Source organism: Actinomadura mexicana (assembly GCF_900188105.1).
Classification (GTDB): Bacteria; Actinomycetota; Actinomycetes; order Streptosporangiales; family Streptosporangiaceae; genus Spirillospora; species Spirillospora mexicana.
Genome location: NZ_FZNP01000001.1, coordinates 604730 through 626559, shown reverse-complemented (window position 1 = coordinate 626559; position 21830 = coordinate 604730). Strand labels below are relative to the sequence as shown.

23 protein-coding genes are annotated in these 21830 nt (G+C 72.7%); 12 read left to right on the top strand and 11 right to left on the bottom strand.

Annotated features, from left to right (window positions below; all coding sequences use genetic code 11):
* Positions 1-9: 9 nt before the first annotated feature.
* From CHC11_RS02635 to CHC11_RS02615, 5 genes are all read right to left on the bottom strand, one after another.
* A complete protein-coding gene (locus CHC11_RS02635) occupies positions 10-1089 on the bottom strand; it encodes a dihydrodipicolinate synthase family protein (RefSeq protein WP_089310285.1) in 1080 nt (359 codons plus the stop codon).
* A 32-nt stretch (positions 1090-1121) separates the two neighbouring features.
* On the bottom strand, positions 1122-2273 hold the full coding sequence (locus tag CHC11_RS02630) for a Gfo/Idh/MocA family protein (RefSeq protein WP_089309922.1): 1152 nt from the start codon (positions 2271-2273) through the stop codon (positions 1122-1124).
* Between the two features lie 57 nt (positions 2274-2330).
* Positions 2331-3140, bottom strand: coding sequence for an ABC transporter ATP-binding protein (locus tag CHC11_RS02625; RefSeq protein WP_245918667.1), 810 nt, complete (start codon positions 3138-3140; stop codon positions 2331-2333).
* A gap of 20 nt (positions 3141-3160) precedes the next feature.
* Positions 3161-4183: an ABC transporter substrate-binding protein gene (locus CHC11_RS02620; RefSeq protein ID WP_089309920.1), complete on the bottom strand. Its 1023-nt coding sequence runs from the start codon at positions 4181-4183 to the stop codon at positions 3161-3163.
* A 114-nt stretch (positions 4184-4297) separates the two neighbouring features.
* Positions 4298-5167 carry an ABC transporter permease gene (locus CHC11_RS02615; RefSeq protein WP_089309919.1) on the bottom strand — a complete coding sequence of 290 codons (870 nt, stop codon included), beginning with the start codon at positions 5165-5167 and terminating at the stop codon, positions 4298-4300.
* Positions 5168-5308: 141 nt separating this feature from the next.
* On the opposite strand from CHC11_RS02615, the gene CHC11_RS02610 reads away from it, so the two are divergent.
* Together CHC11_RS02610 and CHC11_RS02605 are read left to right on the top strand one after the other, a co-directional pair.
* Positions 5309-6367 carry a LacI family DNA-binding transcriptional regulator gene (locus tag CHC11_RS02610; protein WP_089310284.1) on the top strand — a complete coding sequence of 353 codons (1059 nt, stop codon included), beginning with the start codon at positions 5309-5311 and terminating at the stop codon, positions 6365-6367.
* A gap of 30 nt (positions 6368-6397) precedes the next feature.
* Complete coding sequence (locus CHC11_RS02605; RefSeq protein WP_089309918.1) at positions 6398-7522, top strand: mandelate racemase/muconate lactonizing enzyme family protein; 1125 nt, start codon at positions 6398-6400, stop codon at positions 7520-7522.
* Positions 7523-7577: 55 nt separating this feature from the next.
* Here CHC11_RS02605 and CHC11_RS43255 read toward each other — a convergent pair whose 3' ends face one another.
* On the bottom strand, positions 7578-7706 hold the full coding sequence (locus CHC11_RS43255; protein WP_281258267.1) for a hypothetical protein: 129 nt from the start codon (positions 7704-7706) through the stop codon (positions 7578-7580).
* Between the two features lie 193 nt (positions 7707-7899).
* On the opposite strand from CHC11_RS43255, the gene CHC11_RS02600 reads away from it, so the two are divergent.
* Together CHC11_RS02600 and CHC11_RS02595 are read left to right on the top strand one after the other, a co-directional pair.
* Positions 7900-8427, top strand: coding sequence for a riboflavin biosynthesis intermediates N-glycosidase (locus CHC11_RS02600; RefSeq protein ID WP_089309917.1), 528 nt, complete (start codon positions 7900-7902; stop codon positions 8425-8427).
* A gap of 35 nt (positions 8428-8462) precedes the next feature.
* The gene (locus CHC11_RS02595; RefSeq protein ID WP_218825907.1) at positions 8463-8678 is read left to right on the top strand and encodes a hypothetical protein; all 216 of its coding nucleotides are present in this window, start codon (positions 8463-8465) and stop codon (positions 8676-8678) included.
* A gap of 50 nt (positions 8679-8728) precedes the next feature.
* Here the strand turns inward: CHC11_RS02595 and CHC11_RS02590 are convergent, their stop codons facing one another.
* From CHC11_RS02590 to CHC11_RS02580, 3 genes are all read right to left on the bottom strand, one after another.
* Positions 8729-9679, bottom strand: coding sequence for a hypothetical protein (locus CHC11_RS02590; protein WP_089309916.1), 951 nt, complete (start codon positions 9677-9679; stop codon positions 8729-8731).
* Positions 9676-10461: an RNA polymerase sigma factor gene (locus tag CHC11_RS43655; RefSeq protein WP_342749944.1), complete on the bottom strand. Its 786-nt coding sequence runs from the start codon at positions 10459-10461 to the stop codon at positions 9676-9678. The genes CHC11_RS02590 and CHC11_RS43655 overlap by 4 nt, the downstream gene beginning before the upstream one ends.
* A 157-nt stretch (positions 10462-10618) precedes the next feature.
* Positions 10619-12766: a terpene synthase family protein gene (locus CHC11_RS02580; RefSeq protein ID WP_218825906.1), complete on the bottom strand. Its 2148-nt coding sequence runs from the start codon at positions 12764-12766 to the stop codon at positions 10619-10621.
* Positions 12767-12878: 112 nt separating this feature from the next.
* Here CHC11_RS02580 and CHC11_RS02575 point away from each other — a divergent pair, with 112 nt between their 5' ends.
* From CHC11_RS02575 to CHC11_RS02555, 5 genes are all read left to right on the top strand, one after another.
* Positions 12879-13253, top strand: a complete 375-nt coding sequence (locus tag CHC11_RS02575; protein WP_089309913.1) for a phage holin family protein — start codon at positions 12879-12881, stop codon at positions 13251-13253.
* Positions 13254-13331: 78 nt separating this feature from the next.
* On the top strand, positions 13332-13877 hold the full coding sequence (locus tag CHC11_RS02570) for a (2Fe-2S)-binding protein (RefSeq protein ID WP_245918666.1): 546 nt from the start codon (positions 13332-13334) through the stop codon (positions 13875-13877).
* Positions 13874-14848, top strand: a complete 975-nt coding sequence (locus CHC11_RS02565; RefSeq protein ID WP_089309912.1) for an FAD binding domain-containing protein — start codon at positions 13874-13876, stop codon at positions 14846-14848. Before CHC11_RS02570 ends, CHC11_RS02565 begins: the two co-directional genes overlap by 4 nt.
* The gene (locus CHC11_RS02560; protein WP_089309911.1) at positions 14845-16902 is read left to right on the top strand and encodes a xanthine dehydrogenase family protein molybdopterin-binding subunit; all 2058 of its coding nucleotides are present in this window, start codon (positions 14845-14847) and stop codon (positions 16900-16902) included. Before CHC11_RS02565 ends, CHC11_RS02560 begins: the two co-directional genes overlap by 4 nt.
* 95 nt (positions 16903-16997) lie before the next feature.
* Entirely contained in the window at positions 16998-18677 is a 1680-nt protein-coding gene (locus tag CHC11_RS02555) for an L-lactate permease (RefSeq protein ID WP_089310282.1), read from the top strand.
* 16 nt (positions 18678-18693) lie between these two features.
* On the opposite strand, the gene CHC11_RS02550 is transcribed toward CHC11_RS02555, so the two are convergent.
* Entirely contained in the window at positions 18694-18939 is a 246-nt protein-coding gene (locus CHC11_RS02550) for a DUF2630 family protein (RefSeq protein WP_089309910.1), read from the bottom strand.
* Positions 18940-19061: 122 nt separating this feature from the next.
* Between CHC11_RS02550 and CHC11_RS02545 the strand changes: the two genes are divergently transcribed.
* From CHC11_RS02545 to CHC11_RS02535, 3 genes are all read left to right on the top strand, one after another.
* Complete coding sequence (locus tag CHC11_RS02545) at positions 19062-19475, top strand: STAS domain-containing protein (RefSeq protein WP_089309909.1); 414 nt, start codon at positions 19062-19064, stop codon at positions 19473-19475.
* Positions 19476-19761: 286 nt separating this feature from the next.
* A complete protein-coding gene (locus tag CHC11_RS02540; RefSeq protein WP_089310281.1) occupies positions 19762-20565 on the top strand; it encodes an acetate uptake transporter family protein in 804 nt (267 codons plus the stop codon).
* 82 nt (positions 20566-20647) lie between these two features.
* Positions 20648-20833, top strand: coding sequence for a hypothetical protein (locus tag CHC11_RS02535; protein WP_089309908.1), 186 nt, complete (start codon positions 20648-20650; stop codon positions 20831-20833).
* A gap of 25 nt (positions 20834-20858) precedes the next feature.
* Here CHC11_RS02535 and CHC11_RS02530 read toward each other — a convergent pair whose 3' ends face one another.
* Positions 20859-21821 (bottom strand): effector-associated domain 2-containing protein, encoded by a 963-nt coding sequence (locus CHC11_RS02530; protein WP_089309907.1) that lies wholly within the window; start codon positions 21819-21821, stop codon positions 20859-20861.
* Positions 21822-21830 lie beyond the last annotated feature (9 nt).

Below are 21830 nucleotides of genomic sequence, written 5' to 3'. Positions count from 1 at the left end.
CTCCCTCCATCACGCGGCTCCCTGGACGGTCAGCCAGGCGCGCATCCGGTGCGCCGCGAGGTCGGGGTCGGGGAAGAGGCCGGCGGCGTCGGCGAGCTGGAAGAGGCCGGCCATGTGCGGCACCGAACGCGCGGTCTCCAGCCCGCCGACCATCCGGAAATGCCGCTGGTGGCCGGTCAGCCAGGCCAGGAACACCACACCCGTCTTGTAGTAGTAGGTGGGGGTCTCGAAGAGGTGCCGGGCCAGCGGCACCGTGGGGCCGAAGATCTCCTCGTAGGACGCGGTGTCGCCGTCGTCCAGCGCGTGCAGGGCCGCCGCGGCGGCGGGCGCGATGGGGTCGAAGACGCCGAGCAGCGCGTCGCTGTGCCCCTCGGAGTCGCCCCGGATCAGCTCCGGATAGTTGAAGTCGTCCCCGGTGTAGAGCCGGACCCCGGGCGGCAGCCGGCGGCGCAGGTCGACCTCCCGCCCCGCGTCGAGCAGCGAGATCTTCACCCCGTCGATCCGGGACGCGTGCTCGCCGATCAGGGCGAGCAGCGCGCCGGACGCCGCGTCCAGGTCGGACGAGCCCCAGTAGCCCTCCAGCGCCGGGTCGAACATCGGGCCCAGCCAGTGCAGCACGACCGGCCGCCCGACCTGGGCCAGCAGCCGTCCGTACACGGCGGCGTAGTCCTCCGGGCCGCTCGCCGCGGCGGCGAGGTGCCGGCTCGCCATCAGCACCGGCACCGCGCCGACGGACTCGATGACGGCGAGCTGCTCCTCGTAGGCGGCGGCGATCTCCTCCAGCGTCGCGGGCCCGGCGGGCAGCTGGTCGGTGCCCGCTCCGCAGACGATCCGGCCTCCTGCTGAAAGCGCTTCCTCACCGCTCCGCACGATGAGCTCGCGGGTCGTCGTCCAGTCCAGGCCCATGCCGCGCTGGGCGGTGTCCATCGCCTCGGCGACGCCCAGCCCGTAGGACCACAGGTGCCGGCGGAACGCCAGCGTCGCGTCCCAGTCCAGCGACTCGTCCCCCGCCACCACGTGCGCGGCCGCGTACGCGACGCGCGAGGTGGCGGGCCCGGCGGGCGGCTCGTGGGTGCGCGGCTCGCTCATCGCGTAGCCGGGCGCCCCGGGCAGATCGATCTTCACGGCGTCAGCTCCGGGACGTCGAGGCGGCGGCCCTCCCGCCACGCCCGGAGGCCAAGCTCGGCGAGCTGGACGCCGCGTGCTCCGGCGTAGAAGTCCCAGGGGAAGGGGCCGTCGTCGGCGACGTGGCGCAGGAACATCTCCCACTGGGTCTTGAACCCGTTGTCGAACTCGGTGTTGTCGGGGATCTCCTGCCACTGGGAGCGGAAGTCCTCGGTGGCGGGCAGGTCGGGGTTCCACACCGGCTTCGGCGTCATCGTGCGGTGCTGGACGCGGCACCGCCGCAGTCCCGCGACCGCCGAGCCTTCGGTGCCGTCCACCTGGAACTCCACCAGCTCGTCGCGGAACACCCGGGTGGCCCACGAGGAGTTGATCTGGGCGACGATCCCGCCCTCCAGCTCGAAGATCCCGTAGGCGGCGTCGTCGGCGGTGGCCTCGTAGGGCTTGCCGTGCTCGTCCACCCGCTCGCCGATGTGCGTCGCGCCGAGCGCCTGCACCGACCGCACCGGCGCGATCACCCCGTCCAGCACGTACCGCCAGTGGCAGAACATGTCCAGGATGATGCCGCCGCCGTCCTCGGCGCGGTAGTTCCAGCTGGGCCGCTGGGCCTCCTGCCAGTCGCCCTCGAACACCCAGTAGCCGAACTCGCCGCGCACCGACAGGATCCGGCCGAAGAACCCGCCGTCGACCAGCCGCTTGAGCTTCAGCAGCCCCGGCAGGAACAGCTTGTCCTGCACCACGCCGTGCTTGACTCCGGCCTCGCCGGCCAGGCGGGCCAGGGCGAGCGCCTCGTCGAGGTCTTCGGCGAGGGGCTTCTCGGTGTAGATGTGCTTGCCGGCGGCCACCGCCGCCCGGATCGCCTCGACCCGCGCGCCGGTGACCTGGGCGTCGAAGTAGATGTCGATGCCCGGACGCGCCAGCGCCTCGGCCAGGTCGGTCGTCCACGCCGTCAGCCCGTGCCGTTCGGCCAGTTCGCGCAGCTTGGTCTCGCTGCGCCCCACCAGCACCGGCTCCGGCCACAGCACGGTGCCCTCGGCCGTGCGGACCCCGCCCTGCTCCCTGATCGCGAGGATCGAGCGCAGTAGATGCTGGCGGTACCCCATCCGGCCGGTGACGCCGTTCATGACGATCCCGATGGACCTGCGTGCCATCCCGTTCCTTCCTAGCCTGTCGTGTGTCCTGTGCGGCGCGCCCTCTCGGCGCGCCGGTCAGTCGGCCGCGCCGCCCGCGCCGAGAAGTCCCCGGACGCGGCCCGTGACCCGGGCGAACTCCGGGCGGGCCATCGTGGCGGCGTAGTCGCGCTCCGCGGGCATGTCGACGTCGATGATCTCGGCGATCGACCCGGGCCTGTCGGTCATCACCACGACGCGGTTCGCCAGGTAGGCGGCCTCCGCGATGGAGTGCGTGACCAGCAGGACGGTCGTGCCCGTCTCCCGCCAGATCCGGTTCATCTCGACGTTGAGCTGCTCGCGGGTGAGGGCGTCGAGGGCGCCGAACGGCTCGTCCATCAGCAGGACGGGCGGCTTGTGCAGCAGCGCCCGGCACAGCGCGACCCGCTGCTGCATGCCGCCGGACAGCTCGTGCGGCAGCGCGTCCTCGAAGCCCTTCAGGCCGGTCATCTCGATCAGCTCGGCGGTCCGCTTGCGCGCCTGGTCGGACGGCATCTTGCGCATCTCCGCCTGGAGCAGGATGTTCTTGCGGGCGCTGCGCCACTCCAGCAGCGCGGCCCGCTGGAACACGTAGCCGATGTCGTGACGCGGTCCCCGGACCGTGTCCCCGCGCAGCCGCACGTCCCCGGTCGAGGGCTTCAGCAGGCCCGCGACCAGCTTCAGCATCGTGGACTTGCCGCAGCCGGACGGGCCGACGATCGCGACGAACTCGCCCATCGGGACGTCCAGCGACACCTCGCGCAGGGCGGTGACGTCGCGCTTGCGGGTGCGGAACCGGACGGCGACCTCGTCGAGGCTGACGGCCGTCTCCCGGCCGGTGTCCGGCTTCGCGGTGGAGTGCTCGCTCATGATCCTCATCGCTCGTCCCGTCACGTCTGCGGCGCGGCCGACGCCTGCCAGTACTCCGACGGCGCCTGCGCCTTCCCGATGACCCCGGCCTGCTGGAAGGTGGCGATCGTCTGCTTCCAGTCGTCCTCGGAGTTGACGCCGGGCGCCTTGCCCTGCGTCGCGGGGGTGTGCAGCAGCGTCAGCGTGGTCTTGAACTGCTCGGTGAGCACCTTGTCGGGCGGCAGCTGCTCGGACGCGCCCGCCATGCTCGCGACGGCGCCCGCCTGGTCGGACTCCGCGGCCGTCCACGACTCGCTCGTGGCCGCGACCATCTCCTTGACCAGCTTGGCGTCGCTCTTCAGCTTCCGCTCGCCGGCCAGCAGGCCGTTGGAGAAGAAGTTCAGCCCGAAGTCGGAGTACCGCAGGTAGGAGACCTCCTTGCCGGACTTGGCGGCCATCGTCGGGCCCTGGTCGTTCGCGAAGCCCATGAGCCCGGCGGTCTTCCCGGCCAGCACCGCGGCCATCTTCCCGGCCGGGTCGGTGTTCTGGACGGGGACGTCGCTCGCGCTCATCCCGTTCTTCTGCAGGAACACCGGGAAGGTGCGCGCCAGCGCGTCCCCGGCCGTCCCGGCGATCTTCTTGCCCTTCAGGTCGGCGGGCTTGCTGATCCCGGCCGAGGTGAACGACTGCACGGACGCGGGCGTCGTCTGCAGGAACACGCCGATGCTCTTGACCGGCATCCCCTTGTCGACGGCGGCGAGCAGCGCGGGCGTGTCGGCCCAGCCGAAGTCGGTCTGCCCGGCGCCGGTGGCCTGGACGGTCTTCTGCGAGCCCTGGCCCGCCTTGATCTCCAGGTCGATGCCGTGCTTCTCGAAGATGCCCTTCTTCTTGCCGTAGTAGAACGGCGCGTGCTCGCCGTAGGGGTACCAGTTCAGGGTCAGCGTGACCTTGGTCAGCTTCTTGCCCGAGGCGCTCGTGCTGTCGCCGGAGTCACCGCCGCAGGCGGCGCCGGTGAGTGCCAGTGCCGGAGCCATGAAGGCGATGGCGAGGGTGCGGAGTTTCATGAGGACGGCCCTCCGTAAAGGGGTGGGTTGTGCTCGGCCGTTGGTCTGTCGGGACGTCCCGTCCGGCGGATTCCGGGCGGGCGGTTCGGGTGGCGGGGGGCGTGTGGGGCGCCGTCAGTACGTGGTGGTGACGGCCTCGCCGCGGCGGCTGGCGTGCCAAGGCAGCAGCAGCTTCTCCGCGACCTCGACGACGACGAACAGCACGACGCCGATGGCCGACATGACCAGCAGCCCGGCGAACAGCATCGGGGTGTCGAGATTGCCGTTGGCCTGCAGGATCACATAGCCGAGCCCCTCGTTCGCGCCGACGAACTCGCCGACCACGGCGCCGGTGACGGCCAGGGTGACCGCGACCTTCAGGCCGGAGAACAGGTGCGGGAGCGACGCCGGCAGCCGGATCTTGGTGAACGTGGCCATCGGGCTCGCGCCCATGGTGGCCGACAGTTGCAGCATCTCCGGATCCACCGCCTTCAGCCCGGCGACCATCGAGATCACCACCGGGAAGAAGGCGATCAGCACCGCCACGACGATCTTGGGACCGATGCCGAAGCCGAGCCACACCACGAACAGCGGGGCGATCGCGATCTTCGGGACGACCTGCGCGAACAGCAGGATCGGGTAGAGGGTGCGCTCGACGGTCGACGAGTACACCATGAGCACCGCGGACGCGACGCCGATGAGCACCGCGAGCGCGAAGCCGATCAGGGTCTCGTACGTGGTGACCCACGTGTGGTGCCAGATGTAGCCCCACTTGTCGCCCATCAGCCGCAGCGTCGCGCCGGGCGAGGGGACGAGGTAGGCCTCGACCAGCTTGAAGGCGCTGATCGCCCACCATGCGGCGAAGCAGGCCACCAGCAGGGCGACCGGCCGCCACGACCGTTCCAGGCCGTCGCGGACCCGTTCGCCCGCGCCGGGCCTGGCGCGTTCCACGACGCCCGCCGCGCCCGCCGAGGGCGGTGCGGCCGTCGTACCCTGACTCACCATGGGTTCCTCCGGACGGGGTGGTTCGGAAAGCGCGTTCAGAAAGCGCTTTCTGATGTACCGTAAGAACCGGCACACGCCGCGGTCAAGAGGGTCTTCGCCAGGAACCCGCCGCGAGGGCCCGTGCCGGCCGAGGGGGCGGGGATGACGGAAGCGGCCGAGGGGGAGCGCACCGGCGACCGGGCGTACGTGACCCTGCAGGACGTCGCGCGGGAGGCCGGCGTCTCGCTCGCCACCGCGTCCCGCGTCCTGAACGGGACCGCCCAGGTCCGCGCCGACCTGCGGGAACGCGTCCTGGCCGCGGCGGCCGAGCTGAGCTACACCCCGAACGCCCACGCTCAGGCACTCGCCAGTTCCTCCAGCAAGTCCGTCGGGGTGGTCTGCCACGACGTCAGCGACCCCTACTTCGCCGCCGTGGCCCGCGGCGTCATGCGCACCGCCGCCGAGTACGGGATGCTGGTGATGCTCGCCAGCACGTTCCGCGACCCGGCGCGCGAGATCGAGTACGTGGCGATGCTGCGCGCCCAGCGGGCCCGCGCGATCCTGCTCATCGGCTCCGGCTTCGAGGACCGCGACTGGGAGCGGGCGATGGCCGCCGAGCTCGACCCCTACCAGCGCACCGGCGGCCGCGTCGCCGTCCTCAGCCGGCACCGCAGCCTCAAGGTCGACGCCATCCTGCCGCAGAACCGGGAGGGTGCCGCCGCCCTCGCCCGCGCCCTGCTCGACCTCGGCCACCGCCGCTTCGGCGTGCTGACCGGCCCGCGCGCCCTGACGACCGTCCACGACCGGCTCGGCGGGTTCACCGAGGCGCTCGCCGACGCGGGCGTCCGCATCGCGCCCGAGCACATCGTCGAGGCCCCCTTCACCCGCGACGGCGGCTACCGGGCGGCGGCCGAGCTGCTCCGCCGCGAAAACCGTCCGACCTGCGTTTTCGCCGTCACGGACGTGATGGCGGTCGGCGCGCTCGCCGCGCTGCGCGACCACGGCGTGTTAGTGCCGGGGGAGATGTCGCTCGCCGGATTCGACGACATCTCGATCGTCCGCGACCTGACCCCGGCGCTCACCACCGTCGCGCTGCCGCTGAACGCGATGGGGGAGCGCGTCATGAGCCTGGCCCTGCGCGAGCCGGTCAACCGCCGCAGCCGCATCGAGCGCGTCGCGGGCGAGGTGGTGCTGCGCGGCAGTACCGCACCGCCCGGCTGACCCGCGGGCGCCCGCTTCCCGGAGGCGTGAATGAAGATCGAAAAAGTCGAGACGTTCTGCGTCGCGCTGCCCACCCGGCGCTCGTTCGGGGTGTCCGGCGGCGCGGTCGCCGTCGCCGGGCGGCCCAGCCTGCGCGTCCTGGTCAAGGTGAGCGCCGAGGGCGCGCACGGCTGGGGTGAGGCGACCCCCCTGCCCGCCTGGACCTACGAGACCGCCGAGTCCATCGTCACCACCATCGACCGGTACCTCGCGCCGGCGATCACCGGCCGTCCCGCCTGGGACCTCGACGGCGTGACGGCCGCCTTCGACCGCGCCGTCAACCGGGGCTTCAGCATCGGCGCGCCGCTGGCCAAGTCGGCCGTGGACGTCGCCCTGCACGACCTCCTCGGCCGCGCGGCCGGCGTCCCGCTGGGCGTCATGTGGGGCCAGCGCCGCCGGGAGACGATCGAGCTCGGGTGGATCGTCTCCGGCCGATCCTCCGCCGAGGTGGCCGACAGCGTCGCCGAGGGCCGCGCCCTGGGCTACCGCGCCTTCAAGGTCAAGGTCGGCCTGGGCCCCGAGGACGCCGACGTCGTGGAGGCCGTCCGCCTCCACGCGGGCGACGCCGCGGCGCTCTGGGTCGACGCGAACCAGGGCTACACCGTCCGCGCGGCCCTCGCGATGGCGCACCGCCTGGAGGACCTCGGCGTCACCGCGTTCGAGCAGCCCCTCCCGGCCAACGACATCGCGGGCCTGCGCCGCCTCCGCGACGCCTGCCCGATCCCGGTCGCCCTCGACGAGAGCCTCCGCCACCCGTCCGACCTGGCGACCTTCGTCCGCCTCGACGCGGTCGACGTCGCCATCGCGAAGGTCCAGCGCACCGGCGGCCTGACCCTGTCCCGCCGCCTGTGCGCCCTCGCCGAGGACTGCGGCGTCGCGCTGATGGGCTCCGGCCTCACCGACTCCGACCTCGGCCTCGCCGCGTCCCTGCACCTCTTCTCGGCCTTCGGCGTCGACACCCCGGTCGACCTCAACGGCCGCCAGTTCATCGAGTCCCCGTACGCGGGGCCGACGGTCGAGATCCGCGACGGCACGGCCCGCGTCCCCGACGCCCCCGGCCTCGGGGTCGAGGTGGACGAGCAGACCGTCCGCGACCTGGCGGTGGACGTCCTCTGACGCGAAGAACCCGCCCGGGGGCCGGGCGGGTCCTCATCTATCGGCCGGATGGCCGTCAATGCGCGGCGAGCTCGTCCTCGGACATGTCGGCCTCCGCGGGACGCTCGGAGTCCGGTTCGGCGGGCCGCCATTCGGGCCACGCGTCGATCTTGGTGCGCCGGGGGTTCGCCAGGGCGTTGTCCATTGTTACCGCAGTCCTCCTGTTCAGCCGGGCCGGATCAATAGATGGTCCCGGCGAGATGCCGGGTCCGCAAAATGGTCTAGACCGCGATCCCCGCCCGGGGCCGCGGCAAACCTGTCAACAACGCCAATCGATCATCCATTCCCGGCGGGAAACCGGATGGACCGCGGCGGCCGTCCCTGGCACCCTTCCACCCATGGACGTCGCCGAGTTGACCCGCCTCCGGGAGCAGGGGGCGCACCTCAGGTTCCTGTTCTTCTGGGGACACCAGACCCCAGGTCGCGGCTACCTCAGCCAGTGGTGGCCGTCCCCCTTCACCGTCGGCGGCGTCACCTACGCGACCGCCGAGCACTACATGATGGCGGAAAAGGCCCGCCTCTTCGGCGACGAGGAAACGGCCGCCGCGATCATCGCCGCGTCCCATCCCCGCCGCGCGAAAGACCTCGGCCGCCGCGTCCGCGACTTCGACGAGCGGACATGGCGCGACAATCGTGTGACCATTGTCACCAAGGGCGGCGAGGCCAAGTTCGCCCAGAACAGAGATCTTCGCGACTATCTTGCCGGCACCCGCGACCGCGTCCTCGTCGAAGCGAGCCCCCTGGACCGCGTCTGGGGGATAGGCCTGACCGCCGACGACCCCCGCGCCGAAGACCCCGCCTTGTGGCAGGGCGAGAACCTCCTGGGCTTCGCCCTGATGACCGTCCGCGAAACGCTGTCCTCCTGACCTCCGCGCCTCGGCGCCGGCCCATCTACGGGCGGGTGTTCGCCATCGCGTCGGAGGCGCCGACCCTCGCCGGGGCCACCACCGTCTCGGCGTTCCAGACCGGCATCAGCCTGGTTCCGGTCCTCGCCGGGGCCGCCCTGAGCGCCGGCGCGGGACTCACCGCCGTCGCGTGGATCGGCGCCGGGCTGGCGGCGGCCGTCGTGCCGACCGTCCTCCTCGACCGGGCGCTCTCCCGCCGCGCACAGAGCTGATCACGCCAGGAGCGGCGCGGACCGCCCCGGCCGGGGCGGTCCGCTGCTGGTCACGAGGTCGGGGTCGCGCTCGGCGAGGCGGGTGCGCCGGGAGGCGCCGACGCGGGCGGCGCGCCGCCCGCGTCCTCGGTGGGGTTCGGGCCCACGAAGAGGAGGACCTGGTTCTCGGCCCAGGGGGCCGCGCTGTGGACGTACCACGTGGGCGGGATCTGGCCGGGCTTCCGCACGTTGCTGGTGTCGCCCTCCATGGCGCGGTACTCCGGCACCGTGACGTGCCGCTTTCGCAGGGCGGCCAGCACCTCTCCCACGCGGTGCCCGCGGTAGGTCATGCCGTGCATGGCCTCGCCCGGGGCGGTGGCGGGGGCGCTGCTGTTGTACTGCTCGCCCGGACGGGCCTCCCGTCCGAAGGTGATGGAGGCGGTGCCCTTGTAACCGGTGCGGATGCGGACGCCGACCGGGCAGACGTCGCCTCCGCCGCCGGTCTCGCACTCGCCCTTGGCGGTGATCGTGGTGACGTCGCGCCCGGAGGTGTTCTCGCTGGTGTCCATCGCGACGACCGTGCCGACGATGGACGGGGACGCCGGCACCATCGACAGGGTGACCTTGAGGCCGTGGGCGGCGAACTCCTCCTGGTAGCGCTTCGGGTCGGCCAGCGGGTCGCGGACGCGCACGTCGATGTAGCCGCCCTTGCGGGTGAACGTCAGGGCCGCGGCCAGCACGACGCGCGGACTCGTCGGGGTGATGCCCGGAGTCGCGCCGGGTTCGCCGTCGCGGGTCAGCACGACCGCCGTGACGGCGGCGGCGGCGACGCCCGCCGCGGCCAGCGGGAGGCCGACGAGCATGACCGGCGAGCGCCGCCCGCGCGCGGGGGCCGAGGGGACCGCGGTCGCGGCGATGCGGTCGGCGAGGGCGGTGGCCGCGTCCTCGGGCAGGAGGGCCTCGGCCTGCCGGTCGGTGACCGAGGCGAGCCCTGCGATCAGCGGGTCGATGTCGCGGTTCATGTGGGGTCTCCGTTCGGGATCCGCCGCCCCTGGGCAGGCAGGGACGCGGCAGGCAGGGACGCGGCAGGCAGGGATGCGGCAGGCAGGGACGGGGCATGGCGGGGCGCGGCCTGGAGGGGCGCGGAGGGCGAGGGCGCTGCGGGCGAGGGCGCTGCGGGCGTGGAGGCTGCGGGGGCGTCCGCGTCCATGCGGGCCAGTGCGCGGGCGAACCTGCGGCGGGCGCGGTGCAGGCGGATCCGCACCGCGTTGCGGGAGCAGCCGAGGACGGTCGCGATCTCGCCGTTGCCGAGCCCCTCCCAGCCGACCAGGGCCAGCAGCTCGCGGTCGGATTCGGGCAGGCCGCGGAACGCGGTGCCCACGTCCGTCAGGCCGTCGCCGGACGCGTCCTCACCGGCCGGGCCGTCGCGCAGCCGGGAGCCGAGGTCGGCGGCCAGGGCGGACCGGCGGCGCTCGCCGCGGTGGTGGTTGGCGAGGACGCGCCGGGCCACCCCGTACAGCCAGAGCCGGGCCTGGTCGCCGGGCGGGACGTCGTCGAGCCGCCGCCAGGCGGTGAGGAACGTCTCCGCCAGGACGTCGGCGGCGTCCTGCGGGTCGCTGGTGCGGCGCAGCGCGTACCCGAGGATCCGGGCGCGGTTGGCCGCGTAGACGTCCTCGAAGCGGCGCCGCCGGTCGTCGGGCGGGTGGGACTCCTGTGGCCGGGACTGCTGCGGGTGGGATTGCTGCGGGTGGGACTGCTGCGGGTGGGACTGCTGCGAAACGGATTCTCGCGATGGGGATGGCAAGCCCTCTCCTCTCGTCGCGGCGTTCTCACCGGACGCAGGGCACATGTCCGCACATCGCAGAGCATTTCAACACAGCTTGGCGGCGCAGCATCGTGCTTCGCCCCTCGGGCCGCCGCCCCGGGCGGGGACCGGGGCGGCGGCCCGAGGGGGGCGCCGCTCAGCGGGCGGCGCGCGCGAAGAGGTGGAAGGCCGACATTCCCAGGCCGGCGGGCTTGGGAAGCCGGAAGGTGGGCTCGCGCTCGTCGTAGCGGTCGGTCTCGCGGTGCCACTTGAGGATGCCGGCCATCCAGTCGCGCAGTTCCTCGACGTACGAGGAGAGTGCGGTGCGGGCGGCCTCGTCGAGGTCGAGCAGGTCGCAGAGGGCGGGGAGCTCGCCGCAGGCGAGGTGCTCGAACTGGCGGCGGCGCGAGGTGATGAGGTCGCCCACGATGGGCAGCGCCTCGTCGCGCCCGCAGCCGAAGAAGTTCCCGACGGCGAGGACGCCGTTGTTCAGCTCGCCCTCGTACTCGATCTCCTTCTGGTAGGAGAAGCAGTCGTTGAGCAGGCACGCGACGTCCATCGCGGAGGCGTCGATCTCGCGCAGCGTGCGGGTCTCGAAGACGTGCGGAGGGATCTCGTCCGCGCGCCCGATGCGCGCCAGGCTCATCGTCAGCTCGGAGCCGAAGGTGTGCCGGCGCATCTCGACGTAGTCGACGGGGTCGGGGACGCGCGACTGGAGGTGGTTGTTCAGTTCCCACACCCAGCTCTCGACCATGTGCTCGACGGCCGCGCGGAACTCGCGGCGGCCCCGGTCGTCCATGGGCCCGGCGGTGCGGGGCCACAGGTCCGCCAGCGACGCCTCGAACGGGTTCTCCGGGGCGGGGGCGGCGCCGCAGTCCAGCGGCATGAACCGGGGGACGCGGGCGTTGAACGCCTTCGCGCCCGCCATGTCGCGGTCGCGGTTGAAGACGGCCGGGAAGAAGTCGTCGCCGAACGTGCCGCAGGCCAGCCACTGGACGCCGAGGTCGAGCTCCTCGGGACCGGCGTCCGGGGCGAGGGACGCGGCGCAGACCTCCAGCACCATCCCGGTGAGCCGGTCGGGGCTCCACACGGGGACGGGCGTCCGGGGGTGGGGGGAGAACATGCCCATCTCCCGCGCCCAGGCGAGCAGGTTGCGTCCGGCGCGCTCGCGGTGCGGGTTCACGCGGGCCGTGTAGGGGATGTCGAACGCGGGCAGCGGCGTCGGCCCCACCTTCTGGAACGGGACGTGGGGGAGGCTGATCCGCGCCGACTTCAGCAGGGCGGGGATGCGGGCGGCGGACATGCCGAGCGACCTGTCGTTCATGTACCGGCTGGACCGCAGGTGCCATTCGTGGCCGCCGGACTGCCAGTCCTGGAGGGCTTTGACGTAGGCCGCGACGCCCGCCCGCTCCGCCGGGTCGAGGGCGTGGTCCTCGAAGACGTGCGGCAGCTCGGTCACCGCGGTGTTCTCGAACTGGCGCAGCCGCGAGGTGAGCAGGTCGTTGACGGTGTCGGCGGCGACCTGCGGCGCGACCGACAGGAAGCGCTCCATCACCAGGACGGAGTTGTTGACCTCGCCCTCGGACTCGGTCTCGCGCTGGTAGGAGAAGATGTCGTTGCGCAGGTGGACGGCGTCGGAGAAGGTGTCCTTCAGGACGCGCAGCGGCCGCGTCGCCACCACGCGTTCGGGGATCTCGACGCCCGCGGCGTGCTCGGCGAGGTCGGCCGACCACGGCGCCCCGCCGACCTTGCGCCGCATCTCGATGTACTCGACCGGGTTCGGGATCCGGCCGGTGCTGATGTTGGACAGCTCCCACAGCGACTCGCGCAGCAGGTTCAGGGTGCTCGCCGAGAAGCGGCGCCGCCAGGCGTCCGACCGGGCCGGGACGGTCCGCGCCCACAGGTCGGCGAGCCCGCGCTCGACGGCGTTCACCGGTTCGGGCGGGTCGAGCGACATGAACAGCGGCAGCCGGTCGAGGTAGGCGCGGGCGCCCTCCTGGTCCCGCGGCCTCTTGAACACCTCCAGGAAGTGGTCGTCGAAGTAGAAGACCCAGACGTACCAGTCGGTGACGAGGTCGAGTTCGGGGGCGGCGCAGTCGGGGTGCGTGTAGGCGCAGAGGAGGGCGTAGTCCATCGCTTCGAGTGCGCGCTCGTCCCAGATGTCGGGGGTGCCGGGGTCGCGGTCGGCGTCCAGCATCTTCATCTGGCGCGCCCACGCCATCGTGTGCCGGCGCGCGCCCTCCAGATGCGGGTTGAGACGCGCGGGGTACGGGACGTAGAAGTCGGGCAGCTCGAAGGGTTGCATCAACCGGCCTCTCTGTCGGGTCCGGTTCGGCAACCTACAGCACCTGCAAAGTCACTGAAAGTGACATATTGCTTGCCGGAATCTCCTCCCAATCTGCGGGTAAGCCGAGGTCATGTCGGAGTCGCGCAAACCTGCCGCGGCCAACGACCCGCTGGAGCAGAACCTCGTGCTCGCCCGGCGTGTGGTCGAGGCGGCGCAGCAGGAGATGATCGATAAGGCCAGGCAGCGCATCCCGGCGCTGCGCCTGGGGGCCGTGGCCGGGGCCTTCGGGGTCATGGCGACCGCGGCCACCTACCGGATGAACGTGCTGCTGCTGGAGAAGAAGCTGCCTCCCGAGCTGGCGTCGTTCGTCACCGCCGCCGTGTACGGGGGAGGGGCGGGCGCCGCGGCGATGGCGGCGTCCCGCAAGTGGAAGGGGCTGCCCTCGCCGCTGCCGACCGACACGGCCCGGCAGGTCGTGGAGATCCTCACCGACAACGACGACTGATCGCCGGACACCGGGGAACGGCGCGGACGGCCGCCGAGGTCCGGTGACCGGCGGGAGATCCGGGGTAGGCACCCGGGCATGGACAGCGAAGCCACTCCGGTGCACGCCGACGTCACCCTGGTCGTGAACGGGACGGAGCACCGGCTCCACGTCGATACCCGAGCCTCACTCCTGGACGTCCTGCGCGAGGAACTCGGCCTGACGGGGTCGAAGAAGGGCTGCGACCACGGCCAGTGCGGAGCCTGCACCATCCTCCTCGACGGCCGCCGGGCGAACGGGTGCCTGGCCCTGGCCGTCGCCCATGACGGGGCGGACGTCGTCACGGTCGAGGGGCTGGCGCGGGACGGAGAGCTCAGTCCCGTCCAGCAGGCGTTCATCGAGAACGACGCGTTCCAGTGCGGGTACTGCACGCCCGGCCAGCTCTGCTCCGCCACGGGGATGCTGGACGAGGCCGAACGCGGCTGGCCCAGCGCCGTCACCGGCGACCTGGGGGCCGATCCCGTCCTGGACGACGACGAGATACGCGAGCGCATGAGCGGCAACCTGTGCCGGTGCGGCGCCTACGTCGGCATAGTCGCGGCCCTCAGGCAGGCCGCGAAGCGCAGGGAGGGGGCCGAGGCATGAGGCCCTTCGCATACGAGCGCGCCACCAGCGCCGAGGACGCTCTGCGGCGCCAGCAGGACGGAGCCGTCTACCTGGGCGGCGGAACCAACCTCGTCGACCTGATGCGGCTCGGCGTGGAGGAGCCGGCCAGGCTCGTCGACGTCGCACATCTCCCGCACGACCAGATCGAACTGCGGCCGGACGGGAGCCTCGCCATCGGCGCGGCGGTGACCAACAGCGCCATCGCCGCCGACCGGACCGTGCGCGAGGGCCATGCCGTCCTGGCGCAGGCCGTGCTCGCGGGGGCGTCCGGCCAGGTCCGCAACCTCGCCACCGCCGGCGGCAACCTGCTCCAGCGGACCCGCTGCTCCTACTTCCAGGACACCTCCAAGCCCTGCAACAAGCGCATCCCGGGCAGCGGGTGCCCGGCGCGGGAAGGGGAGCACCACAACCTCGCGATCCTGGGCCATTCGGACGCCTGTGTGGCGACGCACCCGTCCGACATGGCCGTCGCACTGGCCGCCTTGGACGCGTCCATACGCATCCGGGGGCGCGGGGGAGAGAGAACCGTCCCCATCGAGGACCTGTACAGGCTTCCGGGTGACGAACCCCAGCGCGACACCACGCTCGAACCGGGCGACCTCGTCACCGCCGTGGAGGTCCCCGTGCTGGGCGTGCCCTCCCGCTACCGCAAGGTCCGCGAGCGCGCGTCGTTCGCGTTCGCGCTGGTCTCCGTCGCGGCGGCCCTGGACGTCGCCGACGGCCGGGTGCGGGACGTCCGGCTGGCCCTGGGCGGCGTCGCCCACAAGCCGTGGCGGGCGCGGCGCGCCGAAGAGGCCCTGCGCGGCGCGGAGGCGACGGAGGAGTCCTTCCGGCGCGCCGCCGAGGCCGAACTGGAGGCCGCCGAGCCGCTGCGCGACAACGCCTACAAGGTGCCGCTGGCGCGCAACCTGATCGTCCGGACGCTGACCGAACTTACGGAGGACTCATGACCGACCGGCTGGAGGGCCGCGAGAAGGTCACCGGGACGGCGCGGTACGCGTTCGAGTACCCCGTGCCGAACGCCGCCTACGCCGCGGCCGTCCAGGCGAGCGTGGGCAAGGGGCAGGTCAGGTCGGTCGGCGCCGAGGCCGCGCTGAGGCTGCCCGGGGTGCTCGCGGTGCTGTCCTGCGAGAACGCCCCCGAGCTCAGCGACACCTCCGACGGCGAACTGGCCCTGTTCCAGTCGCGGACGGTCTCCTACCGCGGCCAGTTCGTCGCCGCCGTGGTCGCCGAGACCCTGGAGACCGCCCGGGAGGCGGCCCGCCTCCTGCGTGTCGAGTACACCGAGGAGGCGCCGGACGTGCGGCTCCGCGCCGACCATCCGGGCCTCTACAAGCCGGACAGGGTGAACCCGGTGTTCCCCGCCGACACCGAGCAGGGCGAGCCCGAGAAGGCGTTCGCAGACTCGGCCGTGCGGGTGGACGCCGTCTACACGACCCCGGCCGAGCACAACAACCCGATGGAGCCGCACGCCACGATCGCCCAGTGGGACGAGGACGGCACCCTCACGCTCTACGACTCCAACCAGGGCGCGTCGACCGTCCAGTCCATGATCGCAAAGATCTTCGGGCTCGACCCCTCCCGGGTGCGCGTCGTGTCGCCGCACGTCGGCGGCGGGTTCGGGTCCAAGGGGACGCCCCGGCCGAACGTCGTGCTCGCCGCGATGGCCGCCCGCGCCGCGGGACGTCCCGTGAAGTTCGCCGTCCCGCGCCAGCAGATGTTCGCCACCACCGGCTACCGGACCCCGACCATCCAGCGCCTCCGGCTCGGCGCCGGCGAGGACGGACGGCTGAACGCGATCCTCCACGAGGTCGCCGAGCAGACCTCCACCGTCAAGGAGTTCGCCGAGCAGACCGCGACGCCCACGCGCATGCTCTACCGGGCCCCGCACCGCCGCACGTCGCACCGGGTGGTGGCCCTGGACGTCCCCACACCGTCCTGGATGCGCGCCCCGGGGGAGACGCCCGGCATGTACGCGCTCGAGACGGCGATGGACGAGCTGGCCGTCGCGGCGGGCATCGACCCGGTCGAGCTCCGGGTGCGCAACGACACCGACCGGGAGCCGGAGAGCGGGCTGCCGTTCAGCTCGCGCAACCTGGTCGCCTGCCTCCGCGAGGGCGCCGAACGCTTCGGATGGGCCGGGCGCGCCCCCGAACCCGGAGTCCGCCGGGAGGGCCGCAAGCTCGTCGGCACGGGCGTCGCCGCGTCCACCTATCCCGCCTACCAGCGCCCCAACCGGGCCACGGCCCGCGCCGAGCCCGACGGGACGTTCACCGTCCGGATCGCCGCCGCCGACATCGGCACCGGGGCCCGCACCGCCCTCGCGCTGATCGCCGCCGAGACGCTCAAGGAGGACCTCGCCGACGTCCGGATGGAGATCGGCGACAGCTCGTTCCCCAAGGCGTCGGTGGCGGGCGGCTCCGCCGGGACGGCCGGCTGGGGCACGGCCGTCGTCCGCGCCTGCGAGGCCCTGCGCGGCAAGCTGAACGGCGCCGTCCCGCCCGAGGGCGTCGAGGCGTCCGCCGACACCGGCGAGGAGCTCAAGGCCCGGGCCGAGTACGCCCGGCACGCGTTCGGCGCGCAGTTCGCCGAGGTGGAGGTGGACGCCGACACCGGCGAGGTCCGCGTCCGCCGGATGCTCGGCGTGTTCGCCGCGGGCCGGATCATCAACCCCACGACGGCCCGGTCCCAGTTCATCGGCGGGATGACGATGGGCGTCGGGATGGCGCTGATGGAGCAGAGCGTCATGGACCGGGAGTTCGGCGACTACCTCAACCGCGACCTCGCCCAGTACCACGTCCCGGCCTGCGCCGACATCCGCGACATCGACGCCGCGTGGGTGGAGGAGTCCGACCCGCACCTGAACCCGATGGGCGCCAAGGGCATCGGCGAGATCGGCATCGTGGGCGCGGCGGCGGCCGTCGGCAACGCCGTCCACCACGCGACCGGCATCCGCGTCCGCGACCTGCCCGTCACCCCGGCCCGGCTTCTCCGGGAGCTCTGACCGATTGAAAAGTTCACTATCAAGGTGATCTCCGTCATCGGGCCGGGTAGGGATGATGTGCTCGGGGGCGACCACTACCCCGCGAGGTGATCGCCGTGTACCAGCAGGTCCTCGATCCCGTCGCCGACTCGCTCGGCTGGAGCTCCCTGGTCGCCGCGCTGCCGCTGGCCGTGCTGTTCGTCCTGCTCGGCGGCGTGCGCATGCGCGCGTGGCAGGCGTCCCTGATCGCGCTGGCCGTCGCGCTGGCCGTCGCCGTCTGGACCTACGGCATGCCCGCCGACCAGGCGTTCCTCGCCGGCTCCGAAGGCGCCGCGTTCGGCTTCTACCCGATCCTGTGGATCGTCATCAACGCCCTCTGGGTCTACAACATCACCGTCGCCACCGGCCATTTCGACGTGTTGCGCCGCTCGTTCGCGCAGGTCAGCGACGACAGCCGGCTCCAGGCGGTGCTGATCGCGTTCTCGTTCGGCGCGCTGCTGGAGGCCCTGGCCGGGTTCGGGACGCCGGTGGCGGTCACCTCCGTCATGCTGATCGCGCTCGGCTTCCCGCCGCTCAAGTCCGCCGTGCTGGCCCTCACCGCCAACACCGCGCCCGTCGCGTTCGGCGCGATGGCGACCCCGATCCTCACGCTCGGCAAGGTCACCGGCGAGTCCAGTGACACGCTCGGCGCCATGGTGGGGCGGCAGACCCCGATCCTCGCCCTGTTCGTCCCGCTCGTCCTCGTCGCCATCGTGGACGGGCGGCGGGGCGTGCGCGAGACCTGGCCGGTCGCCCTGCTGTGCGGCGCCGCGTTCGGCGTCGCCCAGTACGCCACCGCGAACTTCATCTCGGTGCCGCTGGCCGACGTCGTGGCCTCGCTGGTCTCGGCCGCGGCCGTCGTCCTGGCCGTCCGGCTGCGTCCGTCGGCGGCGCCGGCGAAGCCCGCTCCGGTCGCGGGCGGCGCGGCGGACGAGCCGACCCCGGAGTTCGCCGCCCGCGTCGAGGGACGGGACGGGGGGCACGGCGAGGGACACGGCGCAGGGCACGGCGGGGACTCCCGCGCCGAGGCCGCCCGCGCCTACGCGCCCTACGCGATCATCATCGCGGTGTTCGTCGTCTGCCAGATCGGGCCGGTCAAGGACCTCCTCGACAGGGCGACCCGGACGTTCTCCTGGCCGGGCCTGCACCTCACGAGCCCGTCCGGCAAGCCGCTGGCTCTGCCGACCTTCACCTTCAACTACCTGACCACGCCCGGCACGCAGATGCTCGTCGCCGGGCTGATCACCATGGCCGCCCTCGGCGTCGGACTCGGCCGGGCCCTGCGCGCCTACTGGACGACCCTCGTCCAGCTCAGGTGGGCGATCATCACGGTCATGGCGGTCCTGGCACTGGCGTTCGTGATGAACGCCTCCGGGCAGACCGTGACGCTCGGGACGTGGATGGCCGGGGCGGGGGGAGCGTTCGCGCTGCTGTCGCCGATCCTCGGCTGGCTCGGCACCGCCGTCACCGGTTCGGACACCTCGTCCAACTCGCTGTTCGGCTCCCTGCAGGTCACCGCGGCGAACAAGGCCGACCTGTCGACGGTGCTGATGGCGGCGACCAACAGCTCCGGTGGCGTCCTCGGCAAGATGGTGTCGCCGCAGAACCTCGCCATCGCCGCCGCGGCCGTCGGCCTGGACGGGCGCGAGGGCGACATCTTCCGCCGCGTGGTGCTGTGGAGCCTGCTGTTCCTCGCCGGGATGTGCCTGCTCTCCGGCCTGCAGTCCACCGGCGTGCTCGGCTGGATGGTCCCGTGAACGGGCCCGTGAGGCGCTACTGCCGGTAGCCTTCCACTTCGCCGGCGGGACGGACCTGGGCGTCATCGGGGTTCTGTCCCGCCGCGAGGCGGGCCCGCCGCTGCCGCAGCAGATCCCAGCACTGGTCGAGGGCCACTTCCAGGCCCCGCAGCCGCTCCTGGGCCTCGGCGCTGGAGGTCTCGGCCCGCTCGTGCGCCTGCCGGAGGGCGTGTTCCTCCTCGATGAAATCGTTGATACGTTCCAGGATCGCCTTCTCGTCCATGAAATGGCTTCCGATCGTGGTTTTCCGCTCTGGTGGGGTCCAGAAGGTCCCGACAGGTGAGAGCCTTGCATACACGGGGCCGCGCACGGTAGCGGCGGCGCTCCGTTGAGGGTGAGGAGCAGATGACGGTCTGGCGGACCACCGGCGGCGAGGGCGGCCCCGACCCCGGTGCGCGGGAGGCTCCCCGCTACGACATCGTCGAGCACGACTCCGCGCTGCTGCGCATCACGGCCGCGTCGGGCGCGCCCCGGGTGCTGCTCGCCGGGGAGGTCGACGTCTCCAACACCGCCGAGGTCGCGCGGGCCCTGCGCGCCGTCCAGGAGCGCGCGTCCGGCGACCTGCACGCCGACCTGGCGGGAGTGGAGTTCATGGACGTCGCGGGCCTGCGCGCCTTCAGCGAGGCCGCCCGCGCCCTGCACGACCGCGGCGGCCTCCTCGTCCTGCACGGGGTCCCCCTGCACATCGAGCGGCTGTTCACGCTGATCGGCTGGCACACCACCCCCGGCCTGGAGATCCACTGCCCGCCGCCCCGCTGAGCCGCCGCCCCGCTGAGCCGCCGCCCCGCTGAGCCGCCGGAGCACTGAGCCGCCGGACCTCCGCGTTCCGAGCGGCCGAGCCACCGGATCACCATGCCCGCGTCAGCACCCGGCAAAGGGTGCCCGGCGCAAACGCGAACCTCTTCAGGAAACGGTCACATGCCGTTTGACCTGCTAGAACACGGTTAGGACGGGTTTACAGCTCTCCGATGCAGAGGGGGATCTCATGGCAAGGCGTAGAGAGCACGAATCCGCGCCGATGCCCGGCGAGCACACGGGATCGGCGATGCCCGCGGATGACACGGAGACGCCGGCGCACGGCGCGGCCGCACCGGGACGCGGCGCGGCGATGGCGCCCCCGCGGGGCGCGGACCAGGCCGGTGAGCACGCACTCTGGGAGGACCGCACCCGCGTCTTCCTGCAGCCCATCGCGGCGCCGTCGATCCTCGGGCTGTTCGGGCTCGCCGCCGCGGCCATGATGGTGGGCGCGTGGCAGGCCGGCTGGTACGGCGGCGCCGGCACTCCGCTCATCCTGTGGCCGTTCGTGCTGACCTTCGGCGGCATCGCGCAGCTGCTCGCCGGCATGTGGGGCTACCGTGCGCGCGACGGCGTGGCCACCGCGATGCACGGCATGTGGGGCGCGTTCTTCATCGGCTGGGGCCTGCTGTTCCTGCTGGTGAGCATCGGCGCGGCGCCGGTTGCGCTCGCACCGGTCCTCGGTACCGCCTATCAGGGCTTCGCGTTCTGGTTCATCCCGCTCGCGGTGATCACCGGCCTGGGCGCGCTCGCCGCGCTCGGCGAGAACCTGATGACGGCCCTGGTGTGGGGCTGCCTGGCCGTCGGCGCGGGCTTCACCGCGGCCGGATTCTGGGTGGGCTCGACCTGGCCGCTGGACGTCGGCGGCTGGCTGTTCGTCGCTGCCGCGGTGATCGCGCTGTACGCGGCCGCCGCGATGATGTTCGTGAACAGCTTCGGGCGGACGATCCTGCCCACGGGCATGATCCGCCGGGGCGCCAACGTGCCCGGCGGCCGGGGGGTCCGGCCCCTGGAGTACCGGTACGGTGAGCCGGGCGTGAAGATCGGGCAGTGATGTCCGGCGTTTCGCCTTGACATTCCCGTTACCCTATGCTGAGCCCAAGAAGGACCAAAATGGGCTCAGAGGGGGAGCGGGAATGTCATCGGCGGTCCGGCGGACGTGGCGGCGCCTCGTCCAGTCCTACAACCTGCTGTGCGCGCGCGAGGACGCGACGGCGCGCGGCGTCACCATACCCAGCGGAGTCTGGGCCTGTGACCGCTGCTACGCGCCGCACCTCGAACTGGCCACGCTCAAGCACCACCTCCGCACCGAGCACGCCTGACCCTCCCCGGCCCATCCGGCGGGGCTCACAGGATCCGGACGATGGCCTGTTCCAGGCGGTGGACGGAGAGCGACTCCCCGGCCAGCCCCCTGGTGACGTCGACGAGCTCCTTCAGCCCGCCGGGATAGTCCAGGCACGTGGTGAGGATGGCGAAGCAGTCCATCCGAGCGCCCGGTTGCCGAGTGATCGCGGCGGCGACGTCACGACGGAGGGCGCCGACCACCTGGTCGCGCCCCTGCGGGGACGACAGCAGCGGCACCTCCAGCATGCGGTCGACCAGATCGAAGACCGCCGGCCGGCCCGCTCCGTCCGGCGGCGGCGCCGGGACCGGCGGTCGCGGTGGACCCGCCGCCAGTTCCGGATGCGCCTCGGGGCGGCCGCCTGTGCCCGGTACCCTGACCCACGCCGAGGTGTCGGTCTCCTTGACCGACACCTCGATCCGCCGGTAGTCCTCCGGAATGATCCTTCCCTTGGCGTGCCGGACGACGTCGGAGTGGACGCGCTCGGAGACGACCAGTCCGAACCATGCCCCGGACTCGCCGAGCGCCTCCTTGAAGGCCGGGGCGTCGAGGATGCGGAAGGCGTGGTTCACGGCCGTTCCCACCAGTCCGTGGCCGTCGAACACGGCCTCCCCGGTGTGCACCGACACCCGCAGCCGGATCCGGGCGATCTCGGCGGCGACCCTGTTGTGGCGGCCCAGTTCGGCCCGCAGTGTGTCGGCGACGTCGACCAGGACCCGCTCCACCTCCAGGTGGGGCCGTAGGACGATCATCGCGCCGTCGCCGCGGTCCTCCCGGTAGCAGTCGGCCGGTGAGACGCCCGCGGCGGCGAGGCTCACGTCCAGATGGCGGTACAGCGCGTCGCGCATGTGCCGGCGCACGTCGTCGGTCCGCGCCGCGTCGCCGAAACCCGCGATGTCGCAGCCGACGATGACGCAGGGCCCCGAGGGGCGCCAGAGAGGGCCGGTGGCGTCGAAATCGGGAAGCATGGTCCGCTG